19 protein-coding genes and 1 pseudogene are annotated in these 21,822 nt (G+C 51.8%); 8 read left to right on the top strand and 12 right to left on the bottom strand.

From position 1 onward, the window contains the following. Positions 1 to 175: 175 nt before the first annotated feature. The 5 genes from ROA7450_RS19450 to ROA7450_RS19430 are packed head-to-tail and all read right to left on the bottom strand — an operon-like array spanning position 176 to position 4,879. The gene (locus ROA7450_RS19450; RefSeq protein WP_085807624.1) at positions 176 to 730 is read right to left on the bottom strand and encodes a DUF3833 domain-containing protein; all 555 of its coding nucleotides are present in this window, start codon (positions 728 to 730) and stop codon (positions 176 to 178) included. Continuing rightward, complete coding sequence (locus ROA7450_RS19445) at positions 727 to 1,953, bottom strand: MFS transporter (RefSeq protein WP_085807623.1); 1,227 nt, start codon at positions 1,951 to 1,953, stop codon at positions 727 to 729. The genes ROA7450_RS19450 and ROA7450_RS19445 overlap by 4 nt, the downstream gene beginning before the upstream one ends. Further along, positions 1,953 to 2,447: a hypothetical protein gene (locus ROA7450_RS19440; RefSeq protein WP_085807622.1), complete on the bottom strand. Its 495-nt coding sequence runs from the start codon at positions 2,445 to 2,447 to the stop codon at positions 1,953 to 1,955. The genes ROA7450_RS19445 and ROA7450_RS19440 overlap by 1 nt, the downstream gene beginning before the upstream one ends. Then, positions 2,440 to 3,597, bottom strand: coding sequence for an SAM-dependent methyltransferase (locus ROA7450_RS19435; RefSeq protein ID WP_085807621.1), 1,158 nt, complete (start codon positions 3,595 to 3,597; stop codon positions 2,440 to 2,442). Before ROA7450_RS19435 ends, ROA7450_RS19440 begins: the two co-directional genes overlap by 8 nt. Further along, positions 3,536 to 4,879 carry an NAD(P)/FAD-dependent oxidoreductase gene (locus ROA7450_RS19430; RefSeq protein ID WP_085807630.1) on the bottom strand — a complete coding sequence of 448 codons (1,344 nt, stop codon included), beginning with the start codon at positions 4,877 to 4,879 and terminating at the stop codon, positions 3,536 to 3,538. The genes ROA7450_RS19435 and ROA7450_RS19430 overlap by 62 nt, the downstream gene beginning before the upstream one ends. 198 nt (positions 4,880 to 5,077) lie before the next feature. On the opposite strand from ROA7450_RS19430, the gene ROA7450_RS19425 reads away from it, so the two are divergent. Further along, a complete protein-coding gene (locus tag ROA7450_RS19425) occupies positions 5,078 to 5,779 on the top strand; it encodes a DUF1365 domain-containing protein (protein ID WP_306372439.1) in 702 nt (233 codons plus the stop codon). Then, entirely contained in the window at positions 5,776 to 6,501 is a 726-nt protein-coding gene (locus tag ROA7450_RS19420) for an SDR family NAD(P)-dependent oxidoreductase (RefSeq protein WP_085807619.1), read from the top strand. The genes ROA7450_RS19425 and ROA7450_RS19420 overlap by 4 nt, the downstream gene beginning before the upstream one ends. Positions 6,502 to 6,521: 20 nt before the next feature. On the opposite strand, the gene ROA7450_RS19415 is transcribed toward ROA7450_RS19420, so the two are convergent. After that, positions 6,522 to 7,157: a ChrR family anti-sigma-E factor gene (locus tag ROA7450_RS19415; protein WP_085807618.1), complete on the bottom strand. Its 636-nt coding sequence runs from the start codon at positions 7,155 to 7,157 to the stop codon at positions 6,522 to 6,524. Beyond that, the gene (locus ROA7450_RS19410) at positions 7,158 to 7,790 is read right to left on the bottom strand and encodes a sigma-70 family RNA polymerase sigma factor (RefSeq protein ID WP_085807617.1); all 633 of its coding nucleotides are present in this window, start codon (positions 7,788 to 7,790) and stop codon (positions 7,158 to 7,160) included. Positions 7,791 to 8,285: 495 nt separating this feature from the next. Between ROA7450_RS19410 and ROA7450_RS21560 the strand changes: the two are divergent. Beyond that, positions 8,286 to 8,849 (top strand): annotated as a pseudogene (locus ROA7450_RS21560) (IS6 family transposase); the annotation flags it as partial. 31 nt (positions 8,850 to 8,880) lie between these two features. On the opposite strand, the gene ROA7450_RS19400 reads toward ROA7450_RS21560, so the two are convergent. Next, entirely contained in the window at positions 8,881 to 10,080 is a 1,200-nt protein-coding gene (locus ROA7450_RS19400) for a DUF3095 domain-containing protein (RefSeq protein WP_159454111.1), read from the bottom strand. 557 nt (positions 10,081 to 10,637) lie between these two features. Here ROA7450_RS19400 and ROA7450_RS19395 point away from each other — a divergent pair. After that, positions 10,638 to 12,404: an adenylate/guanylate cyclase domain-containing protein gene (locus ROA7450_RS19395; RefSeq protein ID WP_085807614.1), complete on the top strand. Its 1,767-nt coding sequence runs from the start codon at positions 10,638 to 10,640 to the stop codon at positions 12,402 to 12,404. Beyond that, entirely contained in the window at positions 12,401 to 12,892 is a 492-nt protein-coding gene (locus tag ROA7450_RS19390; protein ID WP_085807613.1) for a GNAT family N-acetyltransferase, read from the top strand. Before ROA7450_RS19395 ends, ROA7450_RS19390 begins: the two co-directional genes overlap by 4 nt. Before the next feature lie 24 nt (positions 12,893 to 12,916). On the opposite strand, the gene ROA7450_RS19385 is transcribed toward ROA7450_RS19390, so the two are convergent. The 4 genes from ROA7450_RS19385 to ROA7450_RS19370 all read right to left on the bottom strand — a co-directional run bounded on the left by ROA7450_RS19385 (position 12,917) and on the right by ROA7450_RS19370 (position 17,559). Then, entirely contained in the window at positions 12,917 to 13,513 is a 597-nt protein-coding gene (locus tag ROA7450_RS19385) for a hypothetical protein (RefSeq protein WP_143534542.1), read from the bottom strand. A gap of 109 nt (positions 13,514 to 13,622) precedes the next feature. Continuing rightward, entirely contained in the window at positions 13,623 to 14,831 is a 1,209-nt protein-coding gene (locus ROA7450_RS19380) for a gluzincin family metallopeptidase (protein WP_200812989.1), read from the bottom strand. Positions 14,832 to 15,031: 200 nt separating this feature from the next. Next, positions 15,032 to 16,345 (bottom strand): TfuA-like protein, encoded by a 1,314-nt coding sequence (locus ROA7450_RS19375; protein WP_085807611.1) that lies wholly within the window; start codon positions 16,343 to 16,345, stop codon positions 15,032 to 15,034. Further along, entirely contained in the window at positions 16,342 to 17,559 is a 1,218-nt protein-coding gene (locus ROA7450_RS19370; protein WP_085807629.1) for a YcaO-like family protein, read from the bottom strand. The genes ROA7450_RS19375 and ROA7450_RS19370 overlap by 4 nt, the downstream gene beginning before the upstream one ends. A 296-nt stretch (positions 17,560 to 17,855) precedes the next feature. On the opposite strand from ROA7450_RS19370, the gene ROA7450_RS19365 reads away from it, so the two are divergent. From ROA7450_RS19365 to ROA7450_RS19355, 3 genes are all read left to right on the top strand, one after another. After that, positions 17,856 to 19,418 (top strand): adenylate/guanylate cyclase domain-containing protein, encoded by a 1,563-nt coding sequence (locus ROA7450_RS19365; protein WP_085807610.1) that lies wholly within the window; start codon positions 17,856 to 17,858, stop codon positions 19,416 to 19,418. Between the two features lie 224 nt (positions 19,419 to 19,642). Beyond that, positions 19,643 to 20,131, top strand: coding sequence for a GFA family protein (locus tag ROA7450_RS19360; RefSeq protein ID WP_085807609.1), 489 nt, complete (start codon positions 19,643 to 19,645; stop codon positions 20,129 to 20,131). A gap of 303 nt (positions 20,132 to 20,434) precedes the next feature. Continuing rightward, positions 20,435 to 21,811 (top strand): MATE family efflux transporter, encoded by a 1,377-nt coding sequence (locus ROA7450_RS19355; RefSeq protein WP_085807628.1) that lies wholly within the window; start codon positions 20,435 to 20,437, stop codon positions 21,809 to 21,811. Positions 21,812 to 21,822 lie beyond the last annotated feature (11 nt).

Below are 21,822 nucleotides of genomic sequence, written 5' to 3'. Positions count from 1 at the left end.
ACGAAAGACGCTCGAAACGCGACGCTTGCATCACAGAAAACGCGCCGCATAATCAATCCAACAAGATGAGCCGAACTCTCTCTTAGTTTACGCCGCTCTTGGTGCCAAAATCTCTGACGACGGACAGTGCAGATTATGCACCTGCTTTATCTTGTTGACGAAAAACTTATCAGGATTATTCCAAAGTATCAGGACGCATAGTTGCGACGAGTTCGGCGACTTTAACTCCGAACTTACGCAGTTCCGATTTGTTTATGATTATTCCGTTTTCAGTAAGATACATCCAATCCTTAACATTCAATACATGTCCTCCTGCATCTTGCGGTAGAACGATTTTATAGCTCAGCATAACAGTAGAGCCCGAGATAACTCCATTGGCCTCACCAATGATGTCGTCCGCAGTTGCAGTGAACGTGTTTTCGGGGCCAATTGTTAGGTACCATTTGCGTTGTTGGATTTTACCATTTGAATATGTAAAATTTTCAGTCAAGGTGCCGCTATCGCCCTCCCATTTACCTTCCATCTTGGCAACAAAGCTGTTCGCCACGCGGCCATTTGGCCCGTAGATAATGCCCTCTGACAGGATCAAGCCAGAGAGATGATCCTTGAGCGAGAAATCTGGCCCGGTACCGGCGTAATCTTCAGGGCTTTGAGCGCGAAAGCTGAACAACAGGCTTTTGGCGATAATGCCGAGAACGATCAACAACAGAATGGCAGAGAGAATTTTCATTGGGATTGCTCCGATTTGGGCAAGGCTAAAACCATGCTGAATGCGCACAGCTTTAGCAGGCAGGGAAGGATGGCATAGGCGAAATTCAAAGAGGATAGTGCGCTAGCGCTATTGGATTGGCCTGGGGTGTAACCATTGCGTTCAAGATAAGGCAGAACCGTAAAGGCCGCGAGGGCGAGACCCAGTTTGCTGGCAAACGACCAGATGCCAAAGGCGGATGAAGCATTCAGACCTGCGCGTGTCAACGCCACCGAAAACATCGCTGGCAAAACAACCATATCCGCCCCCAAGGCCGCACCGGAGGCGATGCATACCAGTGCAAATCCAATAAGATCACCAGCGGGCATAAAGGCTGCACCAACAAAAGCCAAAATGGACAATGGCATCGATACTAATAGCGTGGCTCGCGCCCCAACCCTGCGGCTGATCTTGGCCCACAGCGGGACACTGAGGCCTGCGCAGAAAAAGAAGAGGATCAGCAAAACTCCTGCTTTTCCCGGTAATTGCAAACGGTCATCCACAAAAAACAAAAATAAGGTAGAGGTGATGGCCACCGGTAGGCTGTTGAAGAGTGCGAGGATCAGTAGGCGCATAGCCCCAGCACTCGTAAAGTTTGACAGCGAAAGCTTCTCGCCGGTAATGGGGCGGCGACGCCAGATCGGTATGGTGACGACCAACGCAACCAGGGCCAGACTACCCAGAAACAGCCCCAAGGCTGGATAGCCCTGAGCCGAAGCCCCCATGGCGACGAAAAGTGTGGGCGCAAGGGCAGCCAGAATGACGCCCGCAAGCATACCGACTTCGCGATAGGCGGCTACAGTCATCAGAGACTGGGCGTCAGGAGTTTTGGCCAATGTTGCACTACGCCCGTACAAAAGGATCATGCCAAGGCTGTAGGCTGAAAACAAAAGCACAAGAACCGAGATCAATTTCGGAACCACGTCAGCCTCAGCTCGGAGTGAAAACAGTAGAGGAAAGCCGATTGCCAACCCAAGTGCCGCGAGGATCGCGAACACCAGCTGCGCTTGGGGCCAGCGGTCAATTGCCCAACCCAACAGGGGATCCTGCACCAGATCAATCACGCGGATGCCGAGAAGAATCGCCCCCAATACTCCAAGGCTGATGCCTAGTTCAGTCGTCGCAAACTGCGGCAGATGGATATAGAGCGGGATACCAGCGGCAGCGAGCATCAGCGCGTAGAGGCTGATCCGAGGATAAAGCATTATTGCCCCACTAACCGACGGGTAAACGATTGTGAGCGGGTATTGTCGCCTACAAAAATCGACATAAACCGTTTTTTGATATCAGGATAGGCAAGGGTACAAGTGCGTTTTCCATTCCGCCAGAATCTGATGCGATCTGGCCCATCGGATACCGCCAGATATCGATCACCTTTGTTCACATCGTAAAAGCAGCGCATCAGATTATCACGAAGTGGTAGAGGACTCCCCAGACGGTCAAACTCTTGTAAGGTCGATCCGACAAGCTCCTTTTGCGCGATCTCACGTTTATAGGTTAATTCAATCGCGAAATCATTTTGCCAACTTAGTGGCGCTGCGTTAGCGGTGAACAGTCTCGCGTGATAGATGGGCAACCCAAGAAATCGAAAAGTCGCCTGACCACGCGGTTCGGCATCAGGCAATATATTGTCCACTGGCGTGGCCGAGGCCACCCCGGCAGCCACAATAAATCCCAATGCCAGAACGCCCCTAAGCATGTTCCAACTCGACCTGAACAACGTTGGTGTGATCGATGGCAAAGGCGGCAGTGCAGCTTTCCAGATAGTACACCCAATTGCGAAAGAACGTATCGCTGTAACCCATTTCAATGATGCGGCCCTGTTGCGATTTCAAAGTATCGGCCCATGTCCTACAAGTCTTGGCATAATCCTGACCAAAGGCGAATGTGTCGGTTACTTTCAATCCAGCCTTCTGGGCTTGATCGGCTATTACGCTATCAGACAGCAACATGCCCCCCGGAAACACATATTGGCGAATAAAATCCGAAGTTGTTCGATAAGTTTCAAAGAAACTGTCCGGAACAGTGATGACCTGAAGAACCACACGGCCACCTTCTGCAAGGTTACGTTTAAGGGCGGCGAAATAACTGGGCCAGTAACGCTCCCCGACGGCTTCGATCATTTCGATTGAAACGATATTGTCGTAGCGGCCTTCGACGTCGCGGTAATCGCGGCGCTCGATATTCGCACGACCATCAAGGCGGCATTCAGCATAGCTATGCTGATTATGCGATATCGTGATGCCGGTTACATTGCGGCCCTGATCAGCGGCGCGTTCGGCAAAGCCACCCCAGCCGCAACCAATCTCAAGCAGATCCTCCCCATCGGTCAAACGTGACAGTACACGGTCATTTTTGCGCTTTTGAGCCCGGTAAAGATCGTTATCACCTTCCACGTATAGTCCCGAAGAATAGGTCATACCTTCATCCAACCAGAGTTGATAAAATTCATTTCCAACGTCGTAATGAGAGCGGATGTTCCTGCCCGCACCTTTGCGGGAGTTGGCACGCAAGACGGTGTCAATCAGCCTGAACTTGGCTAAATTGAATGCGCTGGCCTTGTCATAGTTAGTCAGGTGGTGGCGATTTTTCATCGCCATGGACACGAAGCCTTCGACAGAAGGTGTGTCCCATAGATCTTGAACGTAGGCCTCGCCCAGCCCAACTTGCCCATGTGCCGCCAAAGCAGATACTGCCGACCAATCTTTGATGGTCAGTTCCTGTTCTTCTCCAGCAGTTCCAAATTTGTAACGTTCTCCCTCAGGGGTTCGAACAGTCAATTGCCCGTCACGCAGATGCTCGCAAGTTGACAGAAACTTCGATTTTAGGGCTTTGTCTGTGAGTATCAATTTCGAGACCTTTCGCTTGTTTCTTGTCATTGAGCATTCGAACAATACGCGTCGCGCTTGCGATGCCATCTTCGTGGAAACCATGCCGGTTCCATGCGCCGGCAAACCATGTATTGTTCTCGCCCTGCATGTATTGGATCTGTTTTTGCGCTTGCAAAGCTGCCTGATCAAATACCGGATGTGCGTAATCAACTTGATCGTATATCTTGTCAGCCGGGATTTCCTTTGAGGGGTTCAGCGTCACAAACAAGGGGTCGTTCATCGGAATGTTTTGTAATTTGTTCATCCAATAGGTGACGCCAATCGCTCCCTCTTGTGATCGATAGCTCCAACTTGACCAACAATCGCGTCGTTTTGGCATCTGGGTCTCATCGCAGTGCAAGACAGCCCTGTTCATCTGATACCGGATGCTGCTCAATGCAGTGACTTCTTCTGGCGTAGCGTCAGCCCCCAGAATCGAAAGCGCTTGGTCCGTGTGGCAGGCAAAAACTACGTCATCAAAATCCTGAATTTCTTCCTGACCAGCCCAAACAGATACGCCTTCCGTGCTACGCTGGACCTTGCCTACGGGAACGCCTGTTTTGATGTCGCAGCCTCTTGAAAGCAGTGCCGTCTCTAGTCGACGCACGTATTCAATGCTGCCGCCTTTAACCGTCCACCACTGATGTTGATTGCTGCCGGCAAGCAATGCATGATTTCGAAAAAACCTGACCAAAGACCGGGCTGGAAATTGATCGATTTCGGATGTTGGCGTGGACCAAATTGCGCCACACATTGGCATCAGATAGTATTCTGTAAACCATTTACTTAATTTGAGTTCTTCGACCAGTTCACCAATCGATTTGCTGTCATCTTTGGCGGCGCCCTCAGCATGGCGACCAAATCTAATAATGTCCGCGATCATGCGATAATACTTTGGTTTCAGAAAATTGCTGCGCTGCGCGGTGATTGCGCGCAAGCTATTGAGGCCATACTCCAAACGTCCATTGTCAATACTCGCGCCGAAACTCATTTCACTTTTGATCACTGGCACTTCAAGCTTACGAAACAGCCGGGTTAAATAGGGATAAGTTACATAGTTGAACACTATGAACCCCGTATCGACAGGTTGATCCCCATGTTTTCCAGCCATAACCGTCCGCGCGTGTCCGCCCAATCGAGCAGCAGATTCATAAATCGTAATATCGTGATGCGGAGCAAGATAGTAAGCGGCAGACAAGCCCGAAATCCCACCACCAACAATCGCGATTTTTTTTCGGGGGAGCGGCGACTGATCGAACATACAAACCTCGTTTTGTAACACTTCGAAGTAAGTTACGGCACTCAAAGAGATTTGGATCATAAAAAGTTTAGAATTTTTAATGAGATGAGTGATCCGAAAGTTGATTTCTAACGTATTGTACTCACTATGATTGATCATATTCAGGGCCAAACTTATCATGCGCGCCGCGGATCGTTGGAAAACGCGTTCCGCTACGGCGTGGATTTTGTGATTTGTGATTTAGAGAACTCGACAACACCCGGGCTTTTTTCGCGCAACAAATTCAATTTATGGTCGCTTTGGGATCACAAACACGGCGGGCCACGCGGCAACGGTACAGGTGTGGAGTGGTTCAAAGGCGTTTTGAGAGAACACAATTTCCCTGTTGAAGGGGCCACACTCATTTTACTGACACAACCCAGCTTCTTATGGTTCCACTTTAATCCGGTTAGTTTCTGGATCGCCCTACGGGGCGGACAGCCATGTGCGATTGTGGCTGAAGTCAACAACACTTTTGGACACCGGCATTGCTACTTTTGTTCGCATCACGATTTTCGACCAATACTGAAAAACGATACTTTGAGCGCTTCAAAGCAGATGCATGTCTCGCCCTTTCAAAAAGTATCAGGACAATATTTCTTTAAATTTGACATCTCAGACACCGCTATCGACATCCGAATCTTGTTTGAAGATGGGGCTCAGGGCGTGCTTGCCACCCTTAGTGGGTTAAGACGGCCAGCAACCAATGCATCACTGTTTTGGTCAGCACTTCGACGCCCATTCGGTGCAGCACGGGTTGTGGCACTTATCTACTGGCAGGCATTAATCCTTTGGTTTAAGCGTGCGCCCTTCACTCCCAAGCCCGCCCCACCAGAACCGTTGCTATCGGACAGCGACGATTGCAAAGGCACCAAGGCGTGAGTGAATACATCGGAAAATCCTATTGGCTTGTTGGTGCAAGCGAGGGACTGGGACGCGCGTTGGCAAAAGAACTGAGTGACGCTGGAGCACACCTTATTTTGTCAGCAAGGAATGCGGAAAGACTGAAGGAATTGTCATCAGAGTTACAAAACACACGCGCTGTACCCGTGGACGTGACAGACCCCGAAGCCGTGCGAGATGCAGCAGGCATCGTAGGCGAAATAGACGGCTTGATATATAATGCTGGTGCCTATGAGCCAATGTCGACAGCAAACTGGGACACGCACGCAGCCATAAAAATGTGCAACGTCAATTATACCGGGGCGCTGCATGTTCTTGGTGAATGTTTGCCGCGTTTCTTGGAGCGTGGCAAAGGTGATATCACTTTAATTGGTTCTCTTGCCGGTTATCGAGGGTTGCCAGCGGCAATTGGATACGGCCCTTCAAAGGCTGCACTGATCAGCTTGGCTGAGACCATGCGCCATGATCTCAAAGGGACAGGTATTACCGTAAGGATTGTTAATCCAGGTTTCATCGAAACGCGTTTGACGGAAAAAAATAGCTTTCAGATGCCGATGCTAATGACACCGGAACGAGCCGCACAACATGTGCAGAGGGCTATGAAATCACGTCGGTTTCGCACCGATTTCCCAGCACCTTTTTCCTGGTTTATTCGCGTGCTAAGTTACTTGCCGGATCTCATTATATATCGCTGCAAGTAAACAAAAAGCCTACACCACTGTTAGATCCTGAAAATCGGTTGCAGTAATCTTGGGACCCACGCATTGAATCGCAAGGGCGCATCTGTCGCCGCTAAGCAAATGCAAGGTTCGCCTTCATCCGCTATCGGAGTGTGATCAAGATCCTCAGTGGCCACTTCAACATCACCCGTACCGAACCGTCCCGTCTGATCACTAAAGCTTCCTTGTAAAACCAAAGTCAGCTCCAGACCGTTATGGCCATGATCTGGGACAGCTTGCCCCGGCGGAATGTACAAAAGCCGCACGGAGCCTTGATCATTCGCTGCAAGAATATCCTGACGCACTCCCATGCCCAGCTTTTTCCAGCGAGGTTCCTTTCCCTTCAAGGCCTCGACAACAGGGCCAGGGTAAACGCCCTTGCGCTCAAAAACCGGTTGAGGCGTAAAGGGTTCATCAAGCTGTGCAAACAGGTTATCTTTCAATGCGTTAGATACGGCAACGCTGTCAGCACCTTCCATTACGGCACCGCCCACAGTTTGATGCGCCTCCAACGCTACCCGGCATTCATCGCAAAGTGACACATGGCTTGCGACAACGATTGCAAACGCATGTGGAAGGTTGCCCGCCGCATACGCGGCCAATATATGGTCGGGGATATGATGGGTAATTACGGTCATTTACCGAAGTCCCTTTAATTCATGTCTCAAGCGTTCCAGACCCAGCCGGATACGCGATTTTACTGTCCCCATTGGCAAGCCGGTTTGGGTGCTGATTTCTTGATGGGTCAACTCTCCAAGATAGGCCTTTTCGATCATGGTTTTTTGTTCTTCATTCAGATTCTCGAGCGCCTGCCTGAGCTTTTCTGTTTCCTGCTCCAAAGCAACCACTTGCCCAACATCAGGTTCATCGCTTTGCTCAATTGAGAGCTCTTCAGGAACGGGTCTGTTTTCCTTGCGCATCATATCAATCTGACGATTGCGAGCGATCTGATAGATCCATGCAGAGACTTGGGCGCGATGAGGATCAAACATCTCAGCTTTCCGCCAGATGGTGAGCATCACTTCTTGCACTATTTCCTCGGCCTGTTGCGAAGACACACCTGAACGGTTCACAAACCCCTTTAGACGCGGGGCATAAAAATCAAAAAGCTCTGAAAACGCCTTCTTATCTCGGCGATCCCGAACCGCCAACATCCATCGTGTTTGCTGAGAAATTTCCATTTTATGTTCAGACACGCGTTTTTGCTTTCGCTTGACCGCTGCAGGCAATGCCTGTTTGGTTGGGGAAATATCTAGTTCGAGCATCAACATAACAAGAATACGACGTTACTCAAAACTCGGATCACTATTGTAAGTCTGTTATCTAAATTTCTTTCACCCAGCCTAATCTAAAGTGGCATGAAGCGCCAAAGTACGTTTGTTGTTACGACAAGACTTGTACTTGTATGTTTGTATATTTTAGTTTGAATGAATTGTGGTGGCGTAGCGATAATATTCTCCCTTGATAATCGCAGAATCGTTCACCGCGAAGGTCTGCCTTTCCCGGACATGTCAGAAGAGCCCGCATCCGCAGTGAATGTCATCTTCCCGCCGCCATTGCAATTAACCATTGGCCCATGCCACCGTATGATTTTACCGGCATCGGTCGTGTCTTCTTTCTAAAATGCGATGCTGAAAACGATCAGTGTATGGTATGAACCGTGGTATGTTTAGTAACATGAATAATTTTATTGTTTAAATGTAATTCTTTGAGTGAATTGTTTGGCAGATATCGGCTCCGCCACCATCACCGGTCTCATTTTTCCTGTGCGGTTTTGGTGGAGCAGGTTCGGCTCAACCTTCGTCGCCGAGATCAATAAGCGACGGATAGCAATAATGAAGTCGTGAAATTGGCGCTGTAATGTGGACGAGGTTTTCGTGAAAATTAATGGTGAAAGGCGCGATCTTTGGCGGGCCGTGGATCCGGATGGTGAGATGCTGGCAATCTCCGTGACCAAGAATCGCGACAAGAACGAAGCTCTCAAATTCTTTCGAAAAACAATGCGCAATCATGGTCGTACAGAGGAAATCGTAACCGACAAGCTGAGATCATATGGTGTTGCACTGAAGGAGGTGCACATCGCCCGCGGCAGAAGACGGGCCGATGGTTGAACAATTGGGTGGAAGTTTCACACCTTCCGTTTCGACGACGAGAGCGGGCAATGTTCCGTTTCAGGCGTATGCGAAGTCTACGGAAATTCGCCGACGTTCATGCCTCAGTTTACTACCTCTTAATTTCGGGAACGCAGCCTATACTCCAGACCCAATTTCAAACGTAGCCGCGCTGCCGCTCTCACAGTATGCGCGGACTTTGCTCGAAATAGAGGGTAGAAACGTTGTCCAATCAGAGATGAGTACGAATTCATCTGACCGCACTTCTTTGGTCGTTCTGACGCTCATTTATGCGCCGCTTTAATGCCTTGGCAGCCATCGCGTATCCACCATTCGCGCCATCAATGAAATGCACGTGTTGGCTCTCGGAAAGGTCGAACAAGAGACATGTCATCAAAGCACTGTCAGCTCGCCAGGTGCCATAAATCAGCCTTCCAGCCCTGAACTCTCCTTCAAGATAGGCTTCGATCTTATCAGCTTGCTCTCGGCTGACATCGAGAACCATCCGTAAAGCGCCGTCGTATTTACGGTAATCGGTGTTGGATATAAGTTCATCGCGATAAATTGCACCGTCGTAGTCGCCGACCTTTATGCTGAAACGCTCGCAAAAATACTGCATGAAAGCGGTGAAATGGGTCCAAATTGTTCGAGCGAGCCATTTCGAGTGGCGGCTCGCTGCGGCAATTTCAAACGGCAACCCGGTAGGCGGAAAACGGAATCTCAATGTCTCGCCATGCGCAGGCGCAAAGTTGGACAATTCTCCGTCAAGTATATCCACGATAGGTTCGGTAAAGCCTGTCGTACTGTCATCCTGCTTACTCAACGAGGCAATTATCGTCGTTAGCATGGTGCCGTTGCGCGCCTTTAAGGGCTCCCATCGGCAAGATAGCCCCTCTAGATTGGGAAATTCTTCTTCGGCACCCGGAATCAGGGCGTATTCTCGCCCAATCTCGTCTGACTTTAGCCACTGATCGGCGGTGGTAACACCCTGACCCGCAAACATCGCAAGATCGTTCCCCGCTGAGAGCTGGTATTTGGCGACAAGCGTATCGGCCCCTGCATCTCGAAGAGCGGCGACGGGAATTGCAGCCGCCCGCAACGAAAGGTCGAAGAGGCCGACCGATGCAGCTTGCAATCGCGTCATCTCGCGGCTGGCCGATTGCAGCAGGTCTGGCGGTACAGCGATCAGTCCGCCATCTCCGCCAAAGGCAAAGGGCAGTTTCACGTCTCCCGCGATATTGATGACTGCCGTGATCGACGCCGCTCCGACCATATTGACGCTTTTGTATTTGCCATTTTCGATTGCACTTGTGGAATTGACGACGTCAGAAACAAGCAAAACCCAATCGTCCGGCAGCGCATGGAAATGACTTGGATTATCAATCTCACTGAATTCCTTGAAGGCTTTCAGGTCCGAATAAAAATTCAAATTCGACGGCTGGTCTGTCATTACAAGGCAACCCATCTCGTGACCAATCGGAAAGCTATAGCCTACGCATGACAGTATGAAATCTGCAAGACTTGAGACGTGTCACAAGACCTTTGGCGCGCTCAGGTGGCTCATGAACAGAGACTTTGCCCGACCTGCAACTGATACCCGCCTTGCGTCAGAATGGTCTCGAACCTGTTACCTGAAGTCGTTAGTGTGAAATTTTCCATCTCTGTGACCGTTGCGCGGTTAAAGAGGCCGTCCATTTCAATAGCTCAATACCAGCATCAGAAGGTTAGTGCTGCTTTGCTCACGTGCAAACTTAGATCACGCTCAATCTTGCCACGTCGTATTTAGTAAAGTGGCGTATCGGTCCGGTGACCCCAATGCTAAATCCGCGGTAAAAGGCGAAACTCTATAAGGGTCGCATCCAACGCGGGCGACAAACAGTGTACCTTAGTAGCCAAACACGCAGGCAAAATCAGTTGTTCAGATTTCTTGAGAAACGATCTAGGCTTGAAACTGATAGTTGAAATTGCCAATCGCGCGTTCGGCTCAAAAATGGAAGAGGACATCGTTTGGAGTCCACTGGAGTTACACATTACAGCCTGACCGCTGTGCTTTTTGCGGATATCTACAGCTATTCCAAGCTCATGAGCCGCAATGAGGCAGAGACTTCAAACCGGGTATCACAAGCCATAAGCCTGATCCGGCAACTAACTGCGGACTATGGTGGCTCCATAAAAAGCATAGCCGGAGATGGAGTTGTAGCGCTTTTTGACAATGTCTCGAACTGCGTCAATTTCGCGGTTGCGATGCAACAGGAGTTCGTGAACGATGCCGTTTGGAATTCCGACTCTGATCCAATTTCGTTTCGAATAGGCATCAATGTTGGCGAGGTGCGGGAAGGCCATTTCGGTCTTCACGGGCATGCGATAAACGTCGCCGCCAGACTTCAGACCCTCGCAAAACCAGGCGGGATATGCGTGACAAAGGCGGTTTCACAAGTGGCGCGCAACACCGCCAATATACCGCTCACATCAATGGGCACACCTAAACTTAAAAACATCGAAGAGCCGATTGAAGTTTTCGAGATAGAGCCCGGCAAACTGCCAGCGCGGTCAAGCGTTGATGCGCCCTCGATTGTAGAACGTGCCCAACCCCGACAGGATATCCCAGACAATTCCATCGCCGTTATGCCGCTCGACAACTTGTCCGGTGAGCTTCAGAATGTGCACCTTTGCAACGGCGTGACGGGCGATATCATTTCAAACCTAACACGCTTCAACAATCTGCACGTGATCGCGCAGCAATCTTCGAGCTTGTTTGAAAACCAACAAACGCCGGCGGACGAGATAGGCAGGAAGCTGGGAGTTCGCTATCTCACAACCGGTGGATTTCAGCGCGCAGGTGACCAACTCCGTGTTGGGGTCCAGCTTATCGAGGCTGCGTCCGGACGGGCCGTGTGGGCAGAGACATTCAACGGCAGTATTCAGGATGTATTTTCGTTCCAAGATGAAATCACCGCAGTCATTGCCTCCTGTCTTTCGGTAAAGATCGACAAGGCCGAAAGCCAAAGGCAGCAGCGGACTGCGCCTGCTGATCTGCAGGCCTATGGCCTCATTCTACGCGGCCGTGAAGTCTATAAACAGCCGCGTCGGGAATTGAACCTACACGCGCGCCGATTGTTCGAGCAAGCTTCTACGATTGATCCTGATTACGCAGTGCCATACGCTAGCATCTCGCGGACCTCCAACGACGCTTGGCGCTTTGACTGGGCCGACCACCCTGAAGAGGCGCTTGATGATGCCATCAGCAAGGCAGAGATGGCTTTGCACTTGGACCCAGACGATGCGCGCGGTCACGCGGCCCTGGGGAACGCCTGCCTCTATAAGCGCCGACATGATGAATCTCTCGCTGCCTACGAACGCGCTATTAAACTCAATCCTAACGACGCTGATATTCTGGCTGAAATGGGCCATTCGGCGAGTGTCTACGGAGACCCCGAACGGGCGGTGGACTTGATCGAGCAGGCCATGCGGCTCAATCCATTTTACCCAGACTGGTACCTGTGGCACCTCGGCGAAGCACATTTCGACATTAGCGATTACGAAGAGGCGATCCGCACGCTTACTCAGATGCACGACAAGACCGAAGCCTATCGGATGCTGACGGCCAGTAACGCTTTGTTGGGGCGCATGGACGAAGCTCAACGACATGCGAAACAGATCCTGGAAACACACCCGGAATTTACTCTCAAACACTGGGAAAACGTCCCACCTGACCGCAACCCTGAGCCTCGTGAACGGTTGATTGAGGGGTTGAAGAAGGCGGGGCTCAGGTGATCGCCTCGGTGGGGGCCTCGACCAGCACAGGTGGCGGGGAGCCCAAATTTGCGCTGCGGCCCGGGACAGAGGCAGACTTTCTATTCGCGCGGCATCTTTACCTGAAATCCATGAAACCTTTGTTGATGGCGCTGGATGCGTGGAACGAAGACGAGATTGAAACAGCGTTCCGGGGTTATTTCATTCCCGAAGAGATCAGGATAGTCACCCGCAATGGCACCGATGTGGGGTGGATACAGATCTCTCATACGGATCAGGAGTATTGTCTTGATCAACTGCACCTTTTGGAAGAGGCGCGTGGCCAAGGGATTGGCACGGTGTTAATCAACGACACGATCGCTGAGGCAGCCAGAGAGAACAAAAACGTCAGCCTTTCACTGGTCAAAGGCAATTCTGCCATCGAGCTCTACCGGCGGCTGGGGTTTCATAAGGTCGCTGAAGACAGCACCAAGTTTCACATGCGATTTGTAACCGGATCGGCCGAGTAAGCCCTCAAAACATTTGAGATGCGATCAGTCGCTGCCTCCAAAGGCTTTGCCGCCGCTATAGGCCTTCCCTCCGCTGTACGCCTTGCCACCGCTATAGGCCTTGCCACCGCTGTACGCTTTGCCGCCGCTATAGCCGCCGCCGTCTTGGCCTAACTCTGCCTCCAGCAGGATTTGATCAAGGGGGCCGATATTGGGATCCAGGCGGACCGAGAAATCGGATTTTTCATAGGCCCAGACAAGAAGGTCATCGGCAAACTTCACGTTGCGCCGGGCAAGCCCTGCCTGATCCACGCTGCCGCGTCCGCGATCCTTGACCGCCTGTGCATCTTCCGCAGGTGCACCGTCTCCGTGCACCAGAAAAATCTGTGGACGCGCCAGATCATAATACTGCCCTTCGAAGCTGAAGCCGAAGATGCGTGCAAACTGGGCATTTTTGGCTGCCAGTTGGGAATCGACGAAGTTCATTGCGTCGTCTTGGTCAGGGCGTTTCGTTTGTTCTATGGGGTCTCCGTTGTCGTCGAGCTTTGGTTTGTTGGGGCCGTCATCCCAGCTGTAAACTAGGTCATCCATAATCCGACCGAAGAGCAGAATCGTTGAAAAGTTAACTAGTCTGTCACCCATTTTCTATAACTCCCTAAGCGCTTGCAGGTCTATTCGTGCCCACCTTCATGACCATATTTGCACATAACCCTACGTCATGTCAGTATTTTCCTGTGCCGCAGTGCACTCGCTATGGGCGTTTGGCGATATCCCTACGGAGCGAATACGGCAGGTGACGGGAACACCGATGCTGTGCGTCCTCCGGAACCGCTGTGCGGTCAGAGAAGGCATGACTTGTTTCATCCGGCGGAGCCAGACGTGGGCCAGCTTTGATCACTCCAATCCCGCGTCGCCGCATATTGAGGTGAATAATCCGGTGAAACCGCCCGCCGGTCATGTCAGAATCGACTTCCAGAAAGGTCTCATAGACATCCGCGAAATCCAGTGTCTCGATGGTCAGCCGTTCCCAGATAGCGGCCATGGCGAAACCCATGTAATCGCGCGATGCGACCAGTGCGTCTGCAAATCCCCCGGGGTTTTCGGAATAGGCGTGATCAAAGAGCGGTTGGATGATTTTCTGGTACTCGGGGTCGCCTTCCAGTTGGTCGGAAAGATCCTCCAGCTCTTCGGAAATCAGATGGCCCTCGAGAAGATGTTCGTGGAAGATATCCACCCAGATATCGAAAAGCGCGCCAGTCAGCACTTGCGAGAGCCGGTGCTCATGCACCCAGCCTTCAGCAAACTCGTAGAGTGTTTTTTCGTTTGAAGCTGACCGTAATTGTCCATGGTTCGACACCTCGCCGAACCGGTTTAGCCGGTTGTAAGAATACAGGTTGCCGCTGCTGGCCTCCAGCAAGCCCACGACAGCGCTGTCAAAATGCAGAAGGGAAATCAACGCGACCATGTCGGCTGCGGATTCGTGAAAGCCGAAATACTCTCCATCGACTTCCACTTTTCCGGGCAGTCCGATCTCATTGTAAATGATGAGGTGCCCAAGCTCGTGAGACAGGATGTCAAAGCTCATGCCAAACTCCACCAACTCCCCGGTTTTTAGTGTGTAAGAGCCGATCTCAATTGATCCGAATCCGGCAAACGCATTATCCAGCCCGCGCAGAAATAGGATTTCCAACCGGTCGTAATAGTCCTGGAAATGCCATTCCAGACGCCGCTCGAAATACCGCTCCCAGATATCCATGGTGAAACGGATGGAGCCAAAGGCGTGGGCTTGTTCAAACTGGTAGGTGCCGAGTTCCAGGTGATCGAAGTGGCCATCCGGGCTTGGATGCGCCTCTGGCAGCATTGGCCCCGGCCAAGGCGGGCGATAGTGGAAGGTCGCCCCGCCAGGTCCGGGATAATAGCCGTAGGCTCGTTCTTTCCCAACAGGGTCGATAACATACATGCGATGATCTGCTGGGCCAGGCAACAGGGATCCGGCCGGAGAAGAGACCCAAACCGTTTCGGGCTCCTCCTGCTGATCAAGCGAAGGTAGTTGCGGGAAAAGTCGGAACCGCGTGCCACCTGTATGTTCAGTTTCAACGTATCCCAAACGATCCAACCCCTATTGGGCGCGGTGAAACTCTGGTCTGGTTCTTTGCCGCGCTATCCTTGATTTTGCCACAGGACAAACGCCCGCGCCATCATTTGTTCGAATTCCAACCGATCCGCAAAGTCGTTTCTGTAGAGGTAATCGTCCAGATCATCGGGCACGGATGAGCGGTTCAGATCTTCGAAGAACCAAAACAGTATCGTGGCCGGGGAAAGTCCCAAATCGTTCAGAGCAGGGTTTCGAAACCCGGACTCCTCAAGCCTCTCGGCCATCTTTCTGGCCTGGGCCAAAAGCGCGCCATAGGATCCTTCGGTTTTCAACTCTGCAATCAATGCTGCGCGAAACGCCTCCGGGTTTGCCGAGATCGCTGTGGACAATTGCAGTTCCTCTCTGAAGCGCTGTTGCAGTCCGGACAGGCCTAGATTGTTGGCGGTCAACCATGCATTAAGAGAGGCCCCAGTGAAGAGCCGCTCGTCTTTTCGAAACCGTGTCATGGCATGATCGACAGCTGATTGCGGTACATCTTGCACCTGTGCAGATACAAGGCCGGCGGCAGCTCGACTGCGCAGGTCCTGATATCGGTTGGGGTCGCGCCGCACTTGATCGAAGATCAGCTGCATCTCTAGGCTCGGTACTTTGGCGCGATGCGTCCGCGTCAAAGCTTCCCACATCACAGTGTGCTGAAATTCGAACGACCTGTCTTTTGCTTTGGCATCGTCCTCGCTCATGCGCGCCATGACCGAGAGCATCTCCAACGCATCCAAATGCTTCTGGTCCACTCGCCCTGATGTCAGCCAGGATTGCAAATTTCCCAAGGTATCTGAGTCCAAACCCTGATCCGTAGCTTGGTCAAACACCGTCTCCCAGGACCGATCAGGAAAATTTGTGGCCTTTGCCAGGGCAGTCAAGTCAGATGCTACGGCACTATCCACAACACCCGCAGCAACGGCATGATCCAATGAAGCACGAATGTTAACCATCGGCTCCGAGACCGCAACATATCCCAGTTCCTGCGGCCCATGGCGTAGAGCGACTTCGTCATCGTCTTCCAATTTGCCATCCCGATAGGCTTCGAATATCCGTCCCACTCCGGTCATACCGAACGAATGCAATTCGGCTGCCCGCAAAGCCCCCATGCTCGAGGCGCCGAAAACTGGAATACCCTGATCAAGTGCCCAAAGGATCTCTTTGTGCCAGACTGAAGGAACACCTTCGAAGAACCCGTCGATCAGACCTATAGCCGACGCCTGTTGCTGGCATACCGCGTATATATCACCGGTGCGCGCTGGTGTGCGCACGTCAGCGCCCGGCAACGCCTTCTGCACGTCTGAGGTGCTAATCGTGGGACCAGAAAAAACGGCGATCATCGAGTAAAATCCATGCGCCGACGTGCACGGACACCCGGACAATAATCGTCGTGATCATGCGGGCCTTCCAGACCGGGGATGACGACGCGATGTACCGGAAAGTTGAACTCCGATTTTGTCAGATCGACGGTAACGGCCTCTTCGACCCCAACAGATACGAGTCGCCTAAGGAGCCAGTTCAGGTCATCTTCCAGCGCTTCGGATACTTGCGATGGTACGTTTTCGAACTGAACCAACTGATCGGGTAGCGCAGCCATCAAAGCTTGCGCATAATGGTTTTTTTCGAAGACTCCCGCGGCCTCGTACTCGTCATGTCGCAGATCATCGCGGGCGCCGGTAATGTAGTTCGTGCGCACCTGAACAGCTTCAGTCAGGGCGCGCAACAATGCGACATCACGGCTGGGATGCGTGCCGGCACCGCCACCGGAATGACCGCCCTCAATCCGTGCATCCGTGATCAGGCAGTGAAAGGTAGCGACCCCAATGTCGCCTGTCATATCCCACACCCCCACTGACATACCCGCGGTTTGCAACGCCTCGATGACGAACCGGCAATCCTTGTCCGTCACGCTGTCCAGATCCACCAGCGTCTCGGCTTTCCGGTCAAAGGGTAGGTGTTCCCAAATGGTCTGCGCATCGCGCTCGATCACTTCGCAAATGCCGTGATTGATCGCTTCTATTGGGTGATTGCCCGAGGCTAGACCATTAGTACTTGCGACAAAGCAACCTGCGTTTGGCGACCGGGGCAAGGTGTAGTCGGTATGCACCAATTCATATGGCAACCAAACGTCGTCATCGGAAATCAAATCCAGACCTTTTATCCAAGTAATTGACCGGTGAGGATCAAACCTTGTCCCTCGCAGATACGCCAGGCTGTGCGTGTCAATCAGCCGTTTACTTGTTACCAGATCGGCGTAGCTGCCCTTGAGCAGAGGCAGGTCTATCTCTTCTGCATGAAACCCCTCAATCGCCTCCATGATCGCCGAGGCCTTGGCGGCCATCAAGCTTAATCCCTTTCCTTGTGAGACCGACAGGGACCGTGAATTGGGTCTAATCGCGTTGACCACTGGTATGCCTATCCGGTCGAGCCCGGTAACATTTGCCACCCGCGTGATACCCATGGTCGCCAGATGGGGAAGTGCATTCTGGACCGTCTGGGCTGGGGAAATGACACGGTGCGTGCCGTCGGTGTAAGTCTTAAGCGTGGTGTTCATAAAAGCCGCCATACAAACATGTAAACATGGTTTTGCGCAAAGCGAAATGCGCCACTGAGTAAATTCAATCTGCGTTAACAGCCAAGGCCGTCTGCTTTCGGGCGAGAGAATGCATGCGAGCCAAAGGGTACTGCCTGTCATTGGCCGCTATTCAACGCATTCAAAACTTTCTCGACACCCTGTCGCAAGGTGAAATTTCAGACTCAACCATACCGCCGCTCTGTCCAACCAGAGACAAATTCCTAGAAATTCCTTTTTCGTGTATAGTGAAAAATTAGCAAATTGAGGTGGACGGGATGGACGCAATTGGAAAATTTTTTCTGACTCGCCCGTCCTGGCTTTTCGCTCTGGTCGCGACTGCTCTGATAGCATTGCCAATTGCTATCTGGCTCGACCTCAGAAACCTGTCTGACCAGAATATGCGGCGGCAAGCGACGAGTTTGAATAACATCATTTCGAGCGTGAGATCTTACTACGCGCAAAATGTCGTTGGTCGAATTTTGGCGTCTGACGGAAATACGCAGTTGCTGCACAACTACGGAGAAGTCAGCGGAGCAATCCCGATCCCGGCCACGCTATCGATTGAATTAGGCGATGCAATTGGAAGCTCAGAAGGTGCCGTCAAGTATCGCTTTGTTTCCGATTTCCCCTTCAAAAGCAGGCCGCAGCATAGGCTCGATGAATTTGAGACGATGGCGCTGGCAAGCTTCCGATCCAATCCTGAAAACGACGTGCTGGTTCAAAATTCTGGCAAGCTTTGGAACCAGAAAATAACGCTCGCAACCCCCGTGGTTATGTCAGGTTCCTGCGTCTCTTGTCACAATGGGCATGTAGAAAGTGCAAAGTCTGACTGGGAAGTGGGGGACGTCAGAGGCATTCAAACCGTTTCTGTAAATCAACCGATTGCTTTGAACATTTGGACATTCAAGTGGCTGCTAGGATACTTGGGCGTTGCAGGCACCATTGGTGCGTTATTTTCGATCATGCAATACAGGCTCGCCGGCAAATTTTCCCTAGTGAATGAGGAGCTGGCTGCCAACAATGAATTTCTGGCAGACATATCTGTAAAGATATCGAAGTATCTCTCACCTCAAGTCTACAAATCGATTTTCTCCGGCGAAAAGGATGCTTCGATCTCGACAGAACGAAAAAAACTAACAGTTTTTTTCTCGGACATAAAAGACTTCACTGCGACCACTGAACAACTACAGCCGGAAGAATTGACTGAGTTGTTGAACAATTACTTCACAGAGATGGCGCAGATCGCCGAGGCGCATGGCGCGACAGTTGACAAGTTTATCGGTGATGCCATCGTAGCATTTTTCGGCGATCCTGAGACTAAGGGAACGGCGGAAGACGCACGCGCTTGCGTTCGAATGGCGCTGGATATGCAGCACCGATTGCAAGAGTTGGAGCAAACCTGGCACGAAAAAGGTTTGGAACACCCGTTTCGTGCCCGCATGGGTATAAATACCGGATACTGCAACGTGGGGAATTTCGGTTCGGCGGATCGGATGGATTACACAATAATTGGCGCTGAGGCCAACTTGGCCGCTCGCCTAGAAAGCATCGCTGATCCTGGTGGTATTGTGCTTAGTTTTGAAACCTATGCCCATGTGAAGGACATTGTTAACGCGACACCTCTGGAATCTGTTGCATTCAAAGGCATCGCGCGCGAGGTAGTGCCTTACGTGATCGTGCCTGAAAACTCTGCGCCACGAGTTAATGCGATTCAAGAAACTCCAGACGGCAATCAGTTGACGGTTGATCTGAAGATTTTGGATGAGAAAACCCGCAGGAAACTGCGGGACGTCTTGCAGACATTGGTCCACGATGCAAACGCCACCAAGAAACAATAAAGTCGCCCACGTCGATATGGACGGGCAGAGCATATGTCCGGTTTACGGCAAATAGCGATTTCCCTATCGTTACCTAAAGTTCAGCCTAGAGATCATTTGGCTGACGAGTACAAAAGGAACGTCTGCCTTGGGATCTTAGCGTACGTCCCGAAATGAAGTTAACGCCGTCTGTATAGGGCTATGCCCACGGGCGATATTTATGAAACAAATGAGCGGGAGTGGATATGTCGGTTGGGTATACAGGTCGCTGCATTTGCGGAAAAGTAAGATACGATACTGGCAGTGAACCGCTTTGGGTGACGATATGTTATTGCCGTTTCTGCCAGCGTGCGACCGGTTCAGACCGAATGATCGAGCCCATATTCGAACACGAGGACTTTGCATTTATCGAAGGAAATCCTGCCGTCTACACTCTTCCTTCGGACGGCAGCGGTAAGAACATACACGTTCATTTCTGTTCGGAATGCGGGACCAAACTGGCGCTGAGCTTTGAGCGCTGGCCAGATCGTTTGGGGATTTATGCCGGGACACTTGATGATCCGACATCGATTTCGGTGACACCCGAAAACAGCAAACACATCTTTGTCTCTGAAGCTCGCCCTGGAACAATTCTTCCATCCGGATTCAAGACATTCGACCGTCATGCGACCGAAAATGATGGTAGCCCGATTGAGCCAATCATTCACTCTTCACCACATTTGGTCAGAGCCTGACGTGTTCGGTTAGCTTTAATCCAAAGGCAATCCAGTCCTCTTGGCGCCAATTGCTGCTTTGAGCCTATAGCGACTTGATTTACACTCGCAGCAAAGGACTATTTTGGTTCATTGGAAAAGGCTAATTGGCTTTGGGGCTTATGAAACCCGAGGCTATCAGCACCTGCCTAATCTTTGTACATTAGTCGTGTGTTGCGGGGAAATTATGCGCCCTTGGATGCTTTTGCTGTCTATGACCGGCCCAACTGAGAAAGACCTAAGATGACGACCGGGAAAAACGCGAAATTTACTACTGGCAGTATCATGCGCCACGTTTCGGTGTCATCATTTACGGCGAGCGTCGGCCTGATGGCGATCTATGCGGTTGATCTGATCGACCTGATATTCATTTCGATGCTCGGGTATGAGGAAATGGCTGCGGCGGCGGGCTATGCCAGCGCGCTCATGTTCTTCACCAGCGCGATCAATATTGGACTGTCGGTCGCAGCTGGCGTTCTGGTATCACGGTCAATCGGCGAGGATGATGAGCTGGAGGCCCGTGAATATGCCACAGGCACAGCGATGCTTGTTATGGTGACCGGGGTTGCCATACCTCTAATTTTATTGATCAACGTTGAGTTTTTCGTTGGCCTTCTCGGCGCGACGGGACAGGTGGCGGAACTGGCGGCAACCTATCTTTGGATTGTCGTGCCTTTCACCTGGGTGTCGGGCCTGTCCATGGTCACAGTCGCGTCGCTGCGATGCTACGGCGAGCATCGGCTGGCAATGTACCCAGCCCTTTTCGGGGCGCTGACAAATGCGGTGTTGGACCCCATCTTCATTTTCGCCCTGGGCATGGACTTGCCAGGCGCGGCTTGGGCAACGGTGGCCGCACGGTTCGTGACACTGGGCCTTGCCCTTTATCCGGCGATGCACAAGTACAACACGTTTGTCCCTCCAAGCCTGCGCTTGCTCTGGCGTGACCTCCAAACGATGTTACATTTCGCCAGTCGGGCCGTGCTGGCCAATGTGGCAACGCCAATTGGCACGGCGATCGTGACCCGCGAAATGTCGAAATTCGGGCCAGAGGCGGTGGCAGGGATGGCCGTGATCGGGAGGATGACACCCGTCGCCTTCTCCGTGATCTGGGCTTTATCCGGTGCCATTGGGCCGATCATCGGGCAGAATTTCGGGGCCGGCCATGTTGATCGTGTTAGACGCGCGTATCTCGATGCCATTAAGTTTGTTGCGATCTATGTGCTCTGTATAACCACAATATTGTTGGCCTTACGTGGCCCGATTGCTGATCTCTTTAATGCCGAGAACCTGACGCGGGAGCTGATTTACCTCTATTGCTTTCCATTGGCGCTGTCATCGTTCTTCAGTGGCTCAGTCTTTGTGGCAAGCGCGTCATTCAACACGTTGGGTCGCCCGTCTTATTCGACGTGGTTGAGTTGGGGGCAGAATACCTTGGGCACTTGGCCGTTTGTCGTCGCCGGTGGGATTTTGATGGGCGCGCAAGGGGTTTTGATCGGTCAGGCGCTCGGAAGCGTTATCTTTGCATCAATCGCGATATGGTTGGGCTGGCGGCTGATAAAGAACCCCCCGCAAGAAAACATGCGGCAACGTAGCCATAGCGCACTCTTTGGGCATGGCAGCCTCATTGCTCATACCCTCCACAAGCACATGGAAGATAAGTGAACATGATGGTG

The sequence above is a fragment of the Roseovarius albus genome, assembly GCF_900172335.1.
In the GTDB taxonomy this organism is placed as follows: domain Bacteria; phylum Pseudomonadota; class Alphaproteobacteria; order Rhodobacterales; family Rhodobacteraceae; genus Roseovarius; species Roseovarius albus.
Note: the sequence above shows the minus strand (reverse complement) of the source record. Positions and strands in the feature narration are given on the sequence as shown.

Coding starts and splice junctions, on each gene's coding strand:
- ROA7450_RS19410 (WP_085807617.1), bottom strand. CDS start 7,790: ATGTTGATGCTCGAACTAGATATTTCCCCAACCAAACAGGCATTGCCT.
- ROA7450_RS19440 (WP_085807622.1), bottom strand. CDS start 2,447: ATGCTTAGGGGCGTTCTGGCATTGGGATTTATTGTGGCTGCCGGGGTG.
- ROA7450_RS19365 (WP_085807610.1), top strand. CDS start 17,856: ATGGACGCAATTGGAAAATTTTTTCTGACTCGCCCGTCCTGGCTTTTC.
- ROA7450_RS19430 (WP_085807630.1), bottom strand. CDS start 4,879: ATGTTCGATCAGTCGCCGCTCCCCCGAAAAAAAATCGCGATTGTTGGT.
- ROA7450_RS19375 (WP_085807611.1), bottom strand. CDS start 16,345: ATGATCGCCGTTTTTTCTGGTCCCACGATTAGCACCTCAGACGTGCAG.
- ROA7450_RS19355 (WP_085807628.1), top strand. CDS start 20,435: ATGCGCCACGTTTCGGTGTCATCATTTACGGCGAGCGTCGGCCTGATG.
- ROA7450_RS19400 (WP_159454111.1), bottom strand. CDS start 10,080: ATGACAGACCAGCCGTCGAATTTGAATTTTTATTCGGACCTGAAAGCC.
- ROA7450_RS19380 (WP_200812989.1), bottom strand. CDS start 14,831: ATGTATGTTATCGACCCTGTTGGGAAAGAACGAGCCTACGGCTATTAT.
- ROA7450_RS19360 (WP_085807609.1), top strand. CDS start 19,643: ATGTCGGTTGGGTATACAGGTCGCTGCATTTGCGGAAAAGTAAGATAC.
- ROA7450_RS19450 (WP_085807624.1), bottom strand. CDS start 730: ATGAAAATTCTCTCTGCCATTCTGTTGTTGATCGTTCTCGGCATTATC.
- ROA7450_RS19385 (WP_143534542.1), bottom strand. CDS start 13,513: ATGGGTGACAGACTAGTTAACTTTTCAACGATTCTGCTCTTCGGTCGG.
- ROA7450_RS19370 (WP_085807629.1), bottom strand. CDS start 17,559: ATGAACACCACGCTTAAGACTTACACCGACGGCACGCACCGTGTCATT.
- ROA7450_RS19415 (WP_085807618.1), bottom strand. CDS start 7,157: ATGACCGTAATTACCCATCATATCCCCGACCATATATTGGCCGCGTAT.
- ROA7450_RS19445 (WP_085807623.1), bottom strand. CDS start 1,953: ATGCTTTATCCTCGGATCAGCCTCTACGCGCTGATGCTCGCTGCCGCT.